The organism is Actinomadura nitritigenes (assembly GCF_017573545.1).
Taxonomy (GTDB): domain Bacteria; phylum Actinomycetota; class Actinomycetes; order Streptosporangiales; family Streptosporangiaceae; genus Spirillospora; species Spirillospora nitritigenes.
The window spans coordinates 118,588-133,790 of record NZ_JAGEOK010000001.1; the positions used below are offsets into that span (position 1 = coordinate 118,588).

General features: G+C 72.1%; 10 protein-coding genes. All 10 read right to left on the minus strand.

The features are described 5' to 3' along the window. Positions 1 to 61: 61 nt before the first annotated feature. Entirely contained in the window at positions 62 to 1,483 is a 1,422-nt protein-coding gene (locus tag J4557_RS00450; protein ID WP_208264283.1) for an L-fucose/L-arabinose isomerase family protein, read from the minus strand. Between the two features lie 32 nt (positions 1,484 to 1,515). Continuing rightward, complete coding sequence (locus J4557_RS00455) at positions 1,516 to 3,726, minus strand: alpha-L-rhamnosidase-related protein (RefSeq protein WP_208264284.1); 2,211 nt, start codon at positions 3,724 to 3,726, stop codon at positions 1,516 to 1,518. A 9-nt stretch (positions 3,727 to 3,735) separates the two neighbouring features. Next, on the minus strand, positions 3,736 to 6,234 hold the full coding sequence (locus tag J4557_RS51455) for an alpha-L-rhamnosidase-related protein (RefSeq protein ID WP_208264285.1): 2,499 nt from the start codon (positions 6,232 to 6,234) through the stop codon (positions 3,736 to 3,738). Between the two features lie 223 nt (positions 6,235 to 6,457). Further along, the gene (locus J4557_RS00465) at positions 6,458 to 8,506 is read right to left on the minus strand and encodes a bifunctional aldolase/short-chain dehydrogenase (protein WP_208264286.1); all 2,049 of its coding nucleotides are present in this window, start codon (positions 8,504 to 8,506) and stop codon (positions 6,458 to 6,460) included. A 117-nt stretch (positions 8,507 to 8,623) separates the two neighbouring features. Next, positions 8,624 to 9,790, minus strand: a complete 1,167-nt coding sequence (gene rhaI / locus J4557_RS00470) for an L-rhamnose isomerase (protein WP_208264287.1) — start codon at positions 9,788 to 9,790, stop codon at positions 8,624 to 8,626. Positions 9,791 to 9,847: 57 nt separating this feature from the next. After that, complete coding sequence (locus J4557_RS00475) at positions 9,848 to 10,180, minus strand: L-rhamnose mutarotase (RefSeq protein WP_208264288.1); 333 nt, start codon at positions 10,178 to 10,180, stop codon at positions 9,848 to 9,850. A gap of 22 nt (positions 10,181 to 10,202) precedes the next feature. Then, a complete protein-coding gene (gene rhaS, locus J4557_RS00480) occupies positions 10,203 to 11,288 on the minus strand; it encodes a rhamnose ABC transporter substrate-binding protein (protein WP_208264289.1) in 1,086 nt (361 codons plus the stop codon). Between the two features lie 130 nt (positions 11,289 to 11,418). Then, the gene (locus J4557_RS00485; protein WP_307799232.1) at positions 11,419 to 12,447 is read right to left on the minus strand and encodes an ABC transporter permease; all 1,029 of its coding nucleotides are present in this window, start codon (positions 12,445 to 12,447) and stop codon (positions 11,419 to 11,421) included. Beyond that, positions 12,444 to 13,595, minus strand: coding sequence for an ABC transporter permease (locus J4557_RS00490; RefSeq protein ID WP_208264290.1), 1,152 nt, complete (start codon positions 13,593 to 13,595; stop codon positions 12,444 to 12,446). Before J4557_RS00490 ends, J4557_RS00485 begins: the two co-directional genes overlap by 4 nt. A gap of 3 nt (positions 13,596 to 13,598) precedes the next feature. Further along, positions 13,599 to 15,137, minus strand: a complete 1,539-nt coding sequence (locus tag J4557_RS00495) for a sugar ABC transporter ATP-binding protein (protein ID WP_208264291.1) — start codon at positions 15,135 to 15,137, stop codon at positions 13,599 to 13,601. Positions 15,138 to 15,203: the final 66 nt, after the last annotated feature.

Here is a 15,203-nt window from a genome sequence, read left to right on the forward strand (position 1 = left end):
TCCCCCGATCGCGCCTAGTGAGAGTTCGAGTCCGGCAGGGTCGTGGTGTCTCGCGGGGCCGTCAGGGGTTCACGGTGACCAGTTCGATCTCCAGGAGGTCGGCGAGGGCCTTCAGGTCGGCGATCCGGTGGCCGGTGCCGAGGGCCCAGTGGTGGGAGATGCCGGTGGCGCTCCAGGCGTCGACCCACTCGCCGGGGTCGCAGCCGAAGTCCACGCGGGACGTCGTGTTCCCGATCTGCAGCAGCGGGCCGTCCACGGTCTCGCCCTCGGACGCGACGAACGCGAACCGGCCGTCGCGGCGCTGGATGACGCCGAACGCGGTGACCGGGCCGTGCTTGACGTCGAACTCCACGGACACGCCGTAGCCGCGCTTGCCGTGGTAGACGCCGAGGCCGCGCAGCAGCGGGCGCCGGGCGCTGATCGCCAGGTGGGCGGGCCCGTCGTGGCCCATCTCGACGTGGCCGCGGAGGAAGTCGAGCGCCTGCAACTCGGTGAACGAGCCGCCCGCGCCGAGCCGGTCGGCGATCAGCATGGCGAGGGAGGTGCGCAGCTCGTACTCGCCGGCCGCCGGGATCCCGCGGGCGGTGAGCAGCGACGCGCCGAGGATCATCCCCGCGCCGAGCCGCTCGTGGATCTCACCGTCCAGGCCCCGGTGGTAGTAGGCGAGGCTGTCCAGCTCGAAGTCCTCGACGAGCCGGTCCAGGCCCGCCGACACGCGCGCCGCCCAGGCCAGGTCGTCGTCGTTGACGGAGGCGTCCAGCTCGAAGATCTTCTCCGCCTCGGCCTTCTTCGCGGCCGCCTCGGCGTCGGTGACCTTCTCCACCCGGACCCGCAGGTCGTCGAACTCCAGCACCTCGACGTGCCCGCCGAAGTTCGCGCTGACCAGCGTCAGGTCGGTGGACACGTCCAGCATGCCCGGGTACAGGTGGCCCATGAGGCCGTGCCGGCCGCGGCGCAGCGCCGCGCGCACCCCGGCGGCCCGCACCCAGCGGCCGATCTTCGCCCAGGCCCGCTCGTCCTCCAGGTAGCCGGAGACCGAGCGGAACGGGATCCCGCACCGCGCGAACGCGTTCGCCATCTCCGGCAGCGGGCAGGCGCCGCAGTAGGCGAGCCACTGCCCGGTGTCGAACGTGGCGTGGTCCATCGACTCGGTCGGCTGCAGGTTGATCAGCAACACCGGGGCGTCCGCCCGCTGCGCGACGGGGACCAGCATCGTCGCGGTCATGTAGGTGGTGAGGAACCCGACGATGACGTCGCAGCCCGCCGCGCGCAGCTTCTCGGCCGCCGCCGCGCCCTCCTGCGCGTCGGAGATGAATCCGACGTCGACCACCTCGGCGCCGAGCCCGCGCATCCGCTCCGACACCCGCTCCGCCGACCGCTTCAGCTGCGGCAGCAGATCGGGGAACTGCGGCCAGTACGCGCCGAGCCCGCCGGCCACGAGACCGACCTTCACGGGCGGTGGCGTCCCGGTGTTGCCTGTCATGCCTGTCTCCTCCTGTTGTCTGGCCGTCCCTGCTAGCCGGCCGTCAGGGTGTGGCGGCCGGACGGAGCACCGTCCACGTACACGTACTTCCCGTCTCCGGACACGCCCCGCGCCGTCGCCTTGCCGTGCGCCCAGACCGTCCGGCCGTCCAGGGCGACGCGGGACGTCGACGGGGTGACCGGGACGGCGAGCCGGCCGGACGTGCCGCGCGGGGCGGTGACGTCGAGCCGGAACCCGTGGCCGGTCGTCCGCCACGACGCGGCGATGGCGCCGCGCGGTGTCGGGACCGTTCCCTCCGCCCACGTCAGCCCGCCGGTGAACGGGACGACGGACCACGACGAGTACCCGGGACCGGTCGGCCGGACACCGAGGACGCGGGTGGTGAGCGTGACGGTCGGGCCGCTCGCCCAGCCGTGCGCGAGGCTGGAGAACTGCTTGAGGTTCGGGGTGCCGTCCGGCTGCATGTGCTCCCAGAACGTCGAGCCGGGGTCCTGCCGGAGCTGGTGGCCCCAGAACGTCCGGATCAGGTCGAGGCCGGACGCGTCGCCGGTGTCCAGGCGCGCGTCGGACTCGAACGCGCTGGGCAGCGGCGCGTAGAACGGCGGCAGGCTCGCGTTCGGCGTGGACTGCGAGACCGTCAGCGACCCGTACTGCGACCAGTTGTTCTTGCGCAGGTAGGCGAGGGCGCGGGTGGCGCGGTCGCCGCCCGCGACGCCGGCGAGGACGGCGGTGGCGTTGGCGTCCTGCGGGTAGGCGCCGGGGATCTCCCGCGACAGCCGGTAGGCGCCCGCCTGGTCGTCCCACAGCTGGTCGTTGATCGCCTTCTTCACCGCCGCGGACCGGTCGCCGTAGGTCGTGGCGGCGGGCGCGTCGCCGCGTGCCTTCGCCATCGCGGCCATCTGCGTCAGGTTGCGGGCGTACAGGGCGTTGACGTAGGTCTCGTGGCCGCAGTCGGAGTAGCCGTAGTGGCCGCAGGAGCCGACGGCGCCGAACGCGATGAGGCCCTTGTCGTCCTGGGCGCGGACCGACTCCAGCCAGGCCGTCGCCCTGGTCAGCTGCGGCCACCATTCGTCGAGGTAGTTGCGGTCGCCTGTGTAGAGCCAGTGCTCGTACATGTTGTTGACGAACCAGGTGACGTACTCGCCGTAGGTCCGCAGCTCGTCGGCGTTGTGCTGGCCGACCTGGCTCTCGGCGGGCATGAACCCGTCCGGGAGCTGCTGGGCGGCCAGCGACGACAGCGAGTTGTCGACCGCCTCCAGGTCGTTGGTCGACAGGTAGGTGACGGGCGCCTGCACGGCCAGGTCGCCCTGCCAGACGATCCGGTCGCGCTTGCCGCCGTCGTAGATGACGGACCTGTCCGGGTCGGCATGCGGTACCTGCGCGTCCGCGTGGTCGCCCTCGCCGGCGGCGTACGGCCAGCTCTTGGCGGTGTTGGACGCGCCGGTGTTCACCTGCACGGTGTAGGCGCCCGCGTACCAGATCTTGTTCAGCTCGTTGTCGCTGGACAGGAAGTGGCCCTGGTAGCCGTCCAGGTCGCGCTGGTTCGGGGCGGCGGTGAAGTCGACGGACACGCCGTCGATGTCGACGCTCCCGGGGCCGTCGAGGAACAGCGTCGCGTAGCGGAAGCCGCCGCGCAGGACGCCGTCCCGGACCGTCGCGGGCAGCGTCTTCCCGTCGAGCGGCAGGGCGTGGCTGTCGGTGTCCTGCGTGTAGGGCTGGCCGGGGAAGCCGTTCCAGATGTTCGCGGTGTCGCAGCCTGGCGCGATCTTGCCTTCGCCGTCGTTGGCGTCCGGCGTGAGCGCGGCGTACCGGATCGACTCGGAGAAGCAGGCGCGCAGCTTCGGCGGGGTGGACGAGGCGCCCTTCACCCGGACCTGGAGGTGCCCGGCGACCTCCTTGCCGAAGTCGACGACCAGCAGCGGGGAGCCGGTGCGGTCGGCGGCGCCGGTGAGCCGGACCGAACCGCCGCCGTCGCGCAGGACGGCGTCCGGCGATCCGTCGATCCCGCCCTGGCGCGGGTCGGCCTTGTAGATCGCGACGGGGCGGACGGTGCGGCTCGACGGCGACAGCACGTACGGGCGCCACTGGCCGTGCTCCGGGCTGTAGGACGCGTCCTGCCAGGGGCCGCGCGGGTGCGGGGACGCCGAGGCGGGCAGGGTGAGGGCGGCCGTGCCGGACACCGCCAGGGCGGCGGCGACGGCGGCGCGGGCGAGGGAGCGGCGAGCGGTGGGGGGAACCATCATCACTCCAGGTCAGCGGGAGGCGGTCAGGACGGACGAGCCGGTCAGGCCGGGCACCTGCACGAGGCCGTCGCGGACGGTGACGCCCGGCTTCACGGCGGTGCCGTTCCGCCAGACGACCGAGCCGTTCACGCGGACCTCGGACGCGCCGGACGCGGGCACCCCCGCCGTGGCGGCCGTGCCGCCCGGCGCGGCGACGCGCAGCGTGAAGGTCGTGCCGCGCCGCTTCCAGGCGGCGGTGATGTCGCCGTGCGGCGTCGGCACCTTGCCCTCGGCCCAGCTCAGCCCGCTCGCCGGGTGCGGCAGGACGGTGAAGGTCGAGAACCCGCCGGACGTCGGCGTGACGCCGAGGACCTGGTTGGTGAGGAACGACGTCGGCGAGGTCGCCCAGCCGTGCGAGAGGCTGGTGTAGGAGCCGAGTTGCGGCGCGCCGGCGGTGCTGACGTTCTCCCACAGGGTGCCGGGCGTGTCCTTGCCGAGCATCGGGTACCAGGTGCGGCCCAGCACGGACATCGCGCCCGCCATGTCGCCCTGCGAGGCGTACGCCAGCAGCGACTGGCCCGACACGAACGGGCTGATGTACTGCGGGACGACGCCGCCGGCCTTGTCCACGGTGAGGTCGCCGTGCTGGTCGGCGAGCCGGTCGCCGAAGAACCTCAGCACGGACTTCGCGCGGTCCCCGGTGGCGACTCCGGCGACGACCGCCATCGCGTTGCCGTCCTGCGGGTGGTTCCCGTCGGTGGGACCGACCTTGTAGGCGCCGGCTGCCGGGTCCCACAGCTCGTCGTTGACGGCCTTGGCGGTGCGCGCGGCGGCGTCGCGGTAGGTCTTGGCGAGCGCCGCGTCGCCCTGCGCCTCGGCGGCCTGCGCCGCCTGGCCCAGCACGTGGACGTACAGGGACGAGACGTAGGTGCCCTTGCCCTCGTTGCCGTAGCCCCAGGTGCCGCCCGCGCCCTTCATGTCGAGCAGCCCGTCGGAGCCGACTTTGGACTGCATCCACGCGACGTTCTTCTTCATGGCGTCGTACCACTTGTCGAAGAACGCCTTGTCGCCGGTGTAGAGGTAGTGCGTCCAGTAGTTGCCGACCCACCAGGCCGCGTACTCGCCCCAGCCCATGTTGTAGCCGAGCTTGTCGGTCAGGTAGAGCCCGGGGATCTGGCCCTGCGGCGACTGGCCCTTCGCCATGAACGCGACGGCGTTGGCGGCGGGGCCGCTCTGCCCGGTGGTCAGGTAGGACACCGCGTCGGAGACCGCGTTGTCGCCGCCCCAGATCATCCGGTCGCGCTTGGCGCCGTCGCTGATGACGCTGTCGCCCTCGCCGACGATCGCGTCGTTGCGGACGGGACCCTCCTGGCCGGGGTACGGGCGGCCCGTCTTCGGGTCGATCGTCGACATCTGCACGGTGTAGGCGCCCGCGTACCAGAGCCGGTTCAGCGTGTCGTCGCTGGACAGGAACGCGCCCTTGTACCCGTCGAGGTCGGGGTTGGCGGGGTCGGCGGTGAACTTCAGCCGCAGGTCCGACAGCCGCACCTCGCCGGGGCCGTCCAGGAACACCATCAGGTAGCGGAACCCGCCGCGGATGACCGGGTCGGTCATCGCGGTGCGCCCGCTCCCGGTGTCGAGGTAGTGGGTCTCGGTGGCGAGGCCGACCGGGTCCTGGCTGTAGTCGGACGCGGTGGTGAGGTACTGGTCGCTCTCGCTGAAGGCCAGGCCGAGCCTCGGCGTGCCCTTGCGGACGTCGGCGGTCACCTGGACCTGCCCGCCGACCTCCTTGCCGAAGTCGTAGACGACGTAGGGGCGGCCGTACGCGTTCGAGGCGAGCGTGGTCGTCCCGCCGTGGAACGCTCCCGCCGGGTTGCGCACGGTGGCGCCGTACGGCGCGGCGGACGCGCGGCCCTGCCGCGCCAGCGTCCAGACGGCGTGGATGCGGGCGCCCTGCCCGGGGTCGTCGGCGTTGCGGAACTCGACCTTCATCGTTTCGGACGAGCCGGTGAGCCGCTCCGGGACGTTCACCTCGTAGTGGACGAGGCCGTCCTTGTCGCCGCTCCACACCCCGGCCTGCTTCGGGTCGGGCGTGCGCTCGTGGACGACCGTGCCGTTCACCAGGACGTCGTAGTGGGCGGTCGCGCTGCCGGCCTCCTCGACCCGCAGCGTGACCGGGCCGCTCCCGGCGCGCATCGTGTAGGCGAAGCCCGCGCCGGCCGCGCCGCCGGTCCGGCGGACCATGACGCCGTCGGCCTTGCCGGTCGTGGACGTCCCGGGCTCCAGGCCGTGGCCGCCGGTCTCGGACGCGGCGGAGTCGGCGGACACGTAGTCGCCGTTGACCCCGTACGCCTCCCCCACCCGCGCGGGACGGACCGTCCGGCCGGACGGCGCGAGGACGTAGTGGCCCGCGCGCGACAGTGACGGCAGGCCGAGCGGATCGGATGCGGATGCGGAGGCGGACGCGGCGCCGGCGGGGGCGGCGACGAGGACGGCGGCGGCGAGGGCGAGGGAGGTGACGGTGGACACGCGTGCTCGTGCGAACTTCTCGGCCGGGGGCATCGTTATCCCTTCGGGTTCACTTGGTCGAGCGGGCCCATGGAGGGAAGGCCGGCGGTCCGGGTGGGGACGGCGCGGCGGCCCGGCAGTGGAGTGCCGGGCGCCGGCGCGCGGTCCGGGCCGCCGGCCCGAACTTCGTCGTCGGGACGGGGGGTCGGGACGCGGGGTCGGGTCGCCGGGTCGGGACGCGGGGTCAGCGCAGGAACGCTGCGGCGACTCCGGCGTCCACGGGGATGTGCAGTCCGGTGGTGTGGGTCAGGTCCCCGCCGGTGAGGGCGAAGACGGCGGCCGCGACGTGCTCGGGCAGCACCTCGCGCTTCAGCAGCGTCCGCTGGGCGTAGAACTCGCCGAGCTTCTCCTCCTCCACCCCGTAGACGGCGGCGCGCTTGGCGCCCCAGCCGCCGGCGAAGATGCCGGAGCCGCGGACGACGCCGTCGGGGTTGATCCCGTTCACCCGGATCCCGTGCCCGCCCAGCTCGGCGGCCAGGAGCCGGACCTGGTGCGCCTGGTCGGCCTTGGTCGCGCCGTAGGCGACGTTGTTCGGGCCGGCGAACACGGCGTTCTTGGAGGAGATGTAGACGATGTCGCCGCCCATCTCCTGCTCGATCATCACGCGGGCCGTCTCGCGGGAGACGAGGAACGAGCCGCGGGCCATGACGTCGTGCTGGAGGTCCCAGTCGGCGACGGTGGTGTCCAGCAGCGGCTTGGAGATCGACAGGCCGGCGTTGTTGACGACGAGGTCGACGCCGCCGAACGCCAGCACCGCGTCCCGGACCGCCGCGGCGATCTCGTCCTCGGAGGTGACGTCCGCGCCCACCGCGACGGCGACGTCCGCGGCCCGCAGCGCGCCCGCTCCGATCTCGGCCGCCACCTTCTCGGCGGCGCCGAGGTCGCGGTCCGCCACGACGACGCAGGCGCCCTCGGCGGCCAGGCGGCGGGCGGTCGCCGCGCCGATCCCGGAGCCGCCGCCGGTGACCAGCGCGACGCGGGTCGCGAGCGGCTTCGGCTTCGGCATCCGGCGGAGCTTCGCCTCCTCCAGCTCCCAGTACTCGATGCGGAACTTCTCCGACTCGTCGATCGGCGCGTACGACGACAGCGCCTCCGCGCCGCGCATCACGTTGATCGCGTTGACGTAGAACTCGCCGGCGACCCGCGCCGTCTGCTTGTTCGCGCCGAACGAGAACATCCCGACGCCCGGGACCAGGACGATCGCCGGGTCGGCGCCGCGCATCGGCGGCGAGTCCGGCGCGGCGTGCCGGTCGTAGTAGGCCGCGTACTCCTCGCGGTAGGCGGCGTGCAGCTCCTTCAGCCGGGCCTTGACGTCCTCGAGCGGCGCGTCCGGCGGCAGGTCCAGCACCATCGGGCGGACCTTGGTGCGCAGGAAGTGGTCCGGGCAGGACGTGCCGAGCGCGGCGAGCCGCGGGTGCTCGGCGCGGGAGACGAAGTCGAGGACGGCCTCGGAGTCGGTGTAGTGCCCGACCTGCGGCCGGTCCGTGGACGCCAGGCCGCGGAGCAGCGGGAACAGCGCGGCGGCGCGGGCGTGCCGCTCGTCCTGCGGCAGCGTCGGGTGGATCACCGCGCCGAACGGGTCGGCCTTGCCGTGCTCGGCGATGTACGCCTCGGCGGTGCGGATGATGTCGAGCGAGTTGGCCTTGCACTCCTCGCTCGTCGCGCCCCACGCGGTGATGCCGTGCCCGCCGAGGATCACGCCGATGGCCTGCGGGTTCGCCTCCTTGATCGCGGCGATGTCGAGGCCGAGCTGGAAGCCGGGGCGCCGCCACGGCACCCACGCGACCCGGTCGCCGAAGATCCGCCGCGTCAGCTCCTCGCCGTCCGCGGCGGTCGCGATCGCGATGCCGGAGTCGGGGTGCAGGTGGTCGACGTGCGCCGCCTCGACGAGGCCGTGCATCGCGGTGTCGATGGACGGCGCCGCGCCGCCCTTGCCGTGCAGGCAGTAGTCGAACGCGGCGACCATCTCGTCCTCGCGCTCGACGCCCGGGTAGACGTCGACGAGCGCGCGCATCCGGTCGAGGCGCAGGACGGCGAGGCCCTTCTCGGTGAGCGTGCCGAGGTCGCCGCCGGAGCCCTTCACCCACATCAGCTCGACGTCGCGGGCCGTCACGGGATCGGTGACGGTGCCCTTCGCCGAGGCGTTGCCGCCCGCGTAGTTGGTGTTGCGCGGGTCCGAGCCGAGCGTGTTGGCCCGTTCCAGCAGCTGCTCCACCTCGGGTGGAGTGGTCATCGGTGCTCTCTCCTATCGGATTCGGCGGCTTGCCGGAGTCGGCGGCTTGTCAGAGTCGGCGGCTTGTCGGAGGCGGGACGGCCCGTCGGGGTCGGCGGCCCGCCGGTTCGGCGTCGGTCAGGCGCCCCAGCCGGCCGCCTGGCCGTCCTTGCGCTCGGCGACGACGCGCTCGAAGTAGCCGGACGCCTTGTAGGCGGCGACCGGGTCCGGGTGCAGGCCCATCTCCTCGCGCAGCTCCGCCAGCAGCGGCCGCACGTCGGTGTTGTAGGCGTCCATGAACACCGCGTTCGCCGCCAGCACGTCGCCGGACTCCTGCGCGGCGCGCAGCGCGTCGCCGTCCACCAGCAGCGCCTTCGCGGTGGCCTCCTGCACGTTCATCACCGAGCGGATCTGGCCGTGGATCTTCGGCTCGATGTTGTGGCACTGGTCGAGCATGAACGCCACGCCCGTCGCCGGGTCGTAGCCGCCGCCGCGCACCACCTCGTACATGATCCGGAACAGCTGGAACGGGTCGGCGGCGCCCACCATCAGGTCGTCGTCGGCGTAGAAGCGGGAGTTGAAGTCGAACCCGCCGAGCTTCCCCTCGCGCAGCAGGAACGCCACGATGAACTCGATGTTGGTGCCGGGCGCGTGGTGCCCGGTGTCCACGACGACCTGCGCCTTCGGCCCGAGCTTGAGGCAGTGCGCGTAGGACGCGCCCCAGTCCGGCAGGTCGGTCATGTAGAACGCCGGCTCGAACAGCTTGTACTCCAGCAGGAACCGCTGGTCGTCGCCGAGCCGCTCGTAGACGGCGGCGAGCGCCTCGGCCATCCGGTCCTGCCGGGTGCGGATGTCGTCCTGGCCGGGGTAGTTCGTCCCGTCGGAGAACCACAGCTTCAGGTCCTTGGACCCGACCGCGTCCATGATGTCGACGCATTCGAGCAGGTGGTCCAGGGCCTTGCGGCGGACCTTCGGGTCGGGGTTGGTGACGCTGCCGAGCTTGTAGTCGTCGTCCTGGAAGACGTTGGTGTTCACCGCGCCGATCCGCACCCCCCGGTCCTCGGCGTGCGCGGACAGCGCGGCGTAGTCGTCCACCTTGTCCCACGGGATGTGCACGGCGACGCTCGGCGCGACACCGGTGAAGCGGTGCACCTGCGCGGCGTCGTCGATCTTCTCCTGCGGGGTGCGCGGCACCCCCTGCTGGGCGAAGACCTTGAACCGGGTCCCCGAGTTGCCGTACGCCCAGGAGGGAGTCTCGATCTGCTGGCGGCGCAGGGCGTCCTTCACCGCGCTGGTGTCGTTCACGGATGTAACCTCACGTTTCTGCTGTCCGGGGCCGCCGCCGGGTGGGGGCGGCGGCCCTCAGTCGAGATGGAAGACCTCGGGGAGCGGCCGCATCCCCTCGTCGGGGCGGCCGTCGAGGTCCTCGAAGAACGGCGCCATCTCCGCCTGCCAGCGGGCGTTGACGTCGGTGCGGGCCATCGCCTCCTGCGCGGCCGCGAAGTCGTCGGTCTCCAGGTAGCCGACGAGCAGGCCGTCCTCGCGCAGGAACAGCGAGTAGTTGTGCCAGCCCGTCGCCCGCAGCGCGTCCCGCATCTCCGGCCAGACCGCCTGGTGGCGTACCTTGTACTCCTCCAGGCGGTCCTGCCGGACCTTCAGCAGGAAGCAGACGCGCTTCGTGCCTTCGGATGCCATCGGAAATCGGGTCCCCGGCGGATCAGAAGTGGTACTGGTCGATGTTCTTGGCGTCGAAGACCGTCGGCGGGCCGAGGATGACCTCGCCGTTGGCGCCGATGGTGCGCTCGCCGAGCTTGCCGGCCTTGAACGTCTCGCCCTGCTTGCCGGTGATCTGCCCGGACGACAGCGCCGCCGCGGCGTAGGACGCCAGGTAGCCGAGGTTCTTCGGGTCCCACAGCTCGAACGACTTGACCGTGCCGTCCTTGATGAACTTGCGCATCTGGTCCGGCGTGCCGAGGCCGGTCAGCGTGACCTTGCCCTTGTACTTGGAGCCGTCGATGTAGCGGGCGGCGGCGGAGATGCCGACCGTGGTGGGCGAGATGATGCCCTTCAGGTTCGGGTACGCCTGCAGCAGGCCCTGCGTCTGCTGGAACGACTTCTGGTCGTCGTCGTCACCGTAGGCGATCTTGACGAGCTTCATGCCGGAGTACTCCGGCTTCTTCAGCTCGTCCTGCATGTACTTGATCCAGGTGTTCTGGTTGGTGGCGTTCGCGGTCGCCGACAGGATCGCGATGTCGCCCTTGCCGCCGATCTGGTCGGCCAGCAGCTTGACCTCGCTGCGGCCGATCTCCTCCGAGCTGGCCTGGTTGATGAACACGTTGCGGCACTCGGGGGCCGTGTCGGAGTCGTAGGCGACGATCTTGATCTTCTTGGCCATGGCCTGCTTGAGCGGGCCGCACACCGCGTTCTGGTCGTTGGCCGCGATCAGGATCGCGTCGTGCCGCTGCTGGATCAGCGTGTTGATGTAGGACACCTGCGAGGACGCCGACGCGTCGGACGGGCCGACCTCCTTGGCCTCGCCGCCGTACTCCTTGGCGGCGGCGATGCCGGCGTTGTCGACGATCGTCTCGTAGGGGTTGTTCACCTGCTTGGGCAGGAACGCGATCTTCAGGCCCTTCTTGAGGGGCGCGTTCGGGTCCGCCTTGCCGTCGCCCGCGGCGGCCTTGTTCCCCGAGTCGGACGAGGAGTCCTTGGTGGTGCCGCCGCACGCGGCGAGGGACAGGGCGAGTGCGCCCGCGGACGCGACGGCCACGAGGCGGCGCGGGGCGCGCAAACGAAGGGTCATCACGAGTGCCTTTCGAGATTCCAGGTCGTGCTCTGGGGTGGGTTTTTCGGACGCGGCAGGGGGCGGAGGCGGGCTCAGCGTTTCTCGAGGGGGACGACCCCCCGCACCTCCCGGACGGCTTCGCCGGGGTTCATGGTGCGGCGGCGGGGACCGCGGGTCGCGCGCCCCGCCGCCGGCCTTGTGCCTCGCGTACCACGGCGATCAGCCGCGGGGTGAGGACGCTGATGATGAGCAGGAGCCCGGTGACGATCGACTGGACCTCGGTGGAGACGTCGTTGAGCATCAGCAGGTTGCGGAGCAGGCCGATGAGCAGCACCGCGGCGATGACGCCGCCGAGGGTGCCCTTGCCGCCGTCGAAGTCGATGCCGCCGAGCAGCACCGCCGCGATGACGGTGAGCTCCAGGCCGAGGCCGTTGTCGGCGCGGGCGCTGCCGTAGCGGAGCGTGTAGACGATGCCGGCGAACCCGGCGACGAGCCCGGACACCACGAACAGGACCAGCTTGAGGCGCTTGACCCGGATGCCGGCGAAGTACGCCGCGTCCTCCTGGGAGCCGATCGCGAACAGCGACCGCCCGACGCCGGTGGCGTGCAGCACCACCGCGGTGATGACCGCGAGGACGGCGAACAGCGCGATCGGGTACGGGATCGGCGTCCCGGGGATCGACTCGGTGGCGAGGTTCGTGTACCGGGTGGGGAACTCCGAGATCGCCTCGGTGCCGAGGACCACGTACGCCAGGCCCCGGTACAGGGTCATGGTGCCGATCGTCACCGCGAGCGAGGGCAGCCCGAGCCGGGTGACCAGCAGCCCGTTGACCAGGCCGCAGACGACGCCGACGACCAGCACGACCGGGATGATCGTCTCGATCGCCATGCCGTGGTCCCACATCTTGCCGGTGAGCGCGCTGCACAGGCCGAGCACGGACGCGACCGACAGGTCGACCTGCCCGCACACCACCAGCAGCGTCATCGGCAGCGCGATGAGCGCGATCTCGCTGAGGTCGCCGAGCGCGAACGACAGGTTGTCGGTGTTGGCGAAGTCGGGCGAGAACCCGGCGCCGCCGGCGAAGACGATGACCAGCAGCGCGGTGACGGCGGTCTCCCACCGCAGCAGCCGGCCGAGGGCCATCCCGCGCGGGGCGCTCTTCGTGTCAGTGCTCACGACACCTTTCCTTTCGGCGCCTCGTCCCCGGTCGCCGGCGCGGTCGCGGCGGAGGACGCGGAGGATCCGGTGGACGGGGCGGCGGGGCCGTCGTCGCGGTGCGCCCCGGACTCCAGCGACCGCTGCTTGAGCGCCTTGGTGACGCGCAGGGCCAGCAGCCGGTCCACGCTGATCGCCAGCAGCAGGAGGACGCCGGTGATGGCGTCCTGCCAGAACGAGTTGACCTTGAGCACCACCAGCACGCTGCCGATGGTGGTGAGCAGCAGCGCCCCGAGCGCCGCCCCGTAGACGGTGCCGACGCCGCCGGTGATCGCGACGCCGCCGACGACGACGGCGCTGACGACCTTCAGCTCCCAGCCGTGCGCCGCGTCGGCGACGACGGTGCCGAACCGGGCCAGCCACAGCACCCCGGCGAGGCCGGCGAGGGCGCCGCTGACGAGGTAGGCGGTGAGGACCCGGCGGCGCAGCGAGATGCCGGCGAGGTTCGCCGCCTCGGGGCTGGACCCGATCGCGTAGAACTCCCGACCGGAGGAGTAGGAGCGCAGGTAGTAGCCCATCAGCAGCATCACGACGACGGTGATGACCGGCAGGTACGGGACGCCGAGGACGGAGTCGTTGCCGAGCGACAGCACCGAGGACGGCAGGTCCGCGGCGCCGATCTGCTCACCGTGCGCGATCTTGTAGTCGAGGCCCTGGATGACGTAGAGGGTGCCGAGCGTGACGACCAGGGCGGGCACCTTGCAGAAGCTGACGAGCAGGCCGTTGACCAGCCCGCAGGCGAGCCCGATGGCGATGCCGAGCAGCACCACCAGCACCACGTTGCGGTCGCCTCCGGAGGCGAACTTGCCGGTGGTGAACGCGACGAGCCCGACGACGGAGCCGACCGACAGGTCGATGTTGCGGGTGACGACCACCATCGACTGCCCGACGGCGAGCAGCGCCAGGATGGAGGCGTTGAGGAAGATGTCCTTGACGCCCTGCCCGGACAGGAACCGGTGGTTCGCGAGCTCGGTGCCGAGGACCAGCACGACGAGCGCGCCGAGGATGCTCAGCTCGCGGGCGCGCAGCACCAGCTCGACCAGGCGGCGGCCGCCGCCGGGCGGTCCGCCGGAGCCCGGCTTGGCCGGGGACTGGGTGAGCACGGTCATGGGTCAGGCCGCCTTTCCGGTTCCGGCGCGCCCGGTCGCGGCGGCCATCACGGTCTCCTCGGTCGCGTCCGCGCGGGCGATCTCGGCGGTGAGCCGGCCCTCGTGCATGACCAGGACGCGGTCGGCCATGCCGATCACCTCCGGCAGGTCGGAGGAGATCATCAGCACCGCGAGGTCCTGCGCGGCCAGCTCCGAGAGCAGCCGGTGCACCTCGGCCTTGGTGCCGACGTCGATGCCGCGGGTCGGCTCGTCCACGATGAGCACGGTCGGCTCGGTGGCGAGCCACTTGGCGAGCACGACCTTCTGCTGGTTGCCGCCCGACAGGACGCCGACGGTGTCGCTGAGGCGGGCGTACTTGAGCTGGAGCCGCAGCGCCCAGTCGGCGGCGCGGCTGCGCTCGACCTTGCGGGAGATGAGCGGGCCGCGCCCGGTCTCCTTGCGCAGCGAGCGCAGCTGGGTGAGGCCCATGTTGCGCTCGATGGACATGTCCATCACCAGGCCCTGCTGGCGGCGGTCCTCCGGGACGAGCGCGAGGCCGGCCGACATCGCGGCGGTCGGGCTGCCGGGCGGCAGCTTCTCCCCCGCCACCTCCACGCCGCCGGCGTCCCAGCGGTCGACCCCGAAGATCGCGCGGGCGACCTCGCTGCGGCCCGCGCCGACCAGCCCGGCCAGCGCGACGATCTCGCCGCGCCGCACCTCGAAGGAGACGTCGGTGAAGGCGCCCTCGCGGGTGAGCCGGCTGACCTTCAGCGCGACCTCGCCGGGCGCCACGTCCTGCTTGGGGTAGAGCGCGTCCAGGTCGCGGCCGACCATGCGGCGGACGAGGTCGTCGGCGGTGAGGTCGGCGACCATGTCGGTGCCGATGTAGGTGCCGTCGCGCAGCGTGGTGACCCGCTGGCAGATCTCGAAGATCTCCTCCAGCCGGTGCGAGATGAACAGGATCGCGCAGCCCTGCTCGCGCAGCGTGCGGGTCACGTTGAACAGCCGCTCGACCTCCTGGCCGGTGAGCGCGGCGGTCGGCTCGTCCATGATCAGCACCCGCGCGTCGCGGGAGATGGCCTTGGCGATCTCGACGACCTGCTGGTCGGCGATGGACAGGCCGCGGGCGGGCTGCTGCGGGTCCAGCGCGACGCCGAGCCGCCGGAACAGCTTCGCGGCCTCGGCGTGCATGGTGCGGCGGTCGATGCGGCCGAGTCCGGCGCGCGGCTGGCGGCCCATGAAGATGTTCTCCGCGACCGACAGGTCCGGGAACAGGGTGGGCTCCTGGTAGATCACGGCGACGCCGGCGGCCTGCGCGTCGGCGGGGCCGTTGAAGGCCACGGGCTCGCCGTCGACGCGGACCTCGCCCGCGTCGGGGCGGTGCACGCCTGCGAACGTTTTTACGACGGTCGACTTGCCCGCGCCGTTCTCGCCGGCGAGGGCGTGCACCTCACCGGCGTGCAGTTCGAGGGTGACGCCCTGCAGGGCCCGCACGGCGCCGAACGACTTACTCACGTTGACCAGTGCCAATGTCGGCGGCGTCGACCTGCCGGGTGCACTCATGGCCACCCTCCTCGCACGGGGAGTCTGTGACGGATGGATGAAAAACGTTTTAACGGGATGTTGCGG

Coding starts and splice junctions, on each gene's coding strand:
- J4557_RS00450 (WP_208264283.1), bottom strand. CDS start 1,483: ATGACAGGCAACACCGGGACGCCACCGCCCGTGAAGGTCGGTCTCGTG.
- J4557_RS00455 (WP_208264284.1), bottom strand. CDS start 3,726: ATGATGGTTCCCCCCACCGCTCGCCGCTCCCTCGCCCGCGCCGCCGTC.
- J4557_RS00465 (WP_208264286.1), bottom strand. CDS start 8,506: ATGACCACTCCACCCGAGGTGGAGCAGCTGCTGGAACGGGCCAACACG.
- J4557_RS00475 (WP_208264288.1), bottom strand. CDS start 10,180: ATGGCATCCGAAGGCACGAAGCGCGTCTGCTTCCTGCTGAAGGTCCGG.
- rhaS (WP_208264289.1), bottom strand. CDS start 11,288: ATGACCCTTCGTTTGCGCGCCCCGCGCCGCCTCGTGGCCGTCGCGTCC.
- J4557_RS00490 (WP_208264290.1), bottom strand. CDS start 13,595: ATGACCGTGCTCACCCAGTCCCCGGCCAAGCCGGGCTCCGGCGGACCG.
- J4557_RS00495 (WP_208264291.1), bottom strand. CDS start 15,137: ATGAGTGCACCCGGCAGGTCGACGCCGCCGACATTGGCACTGGTCAAC.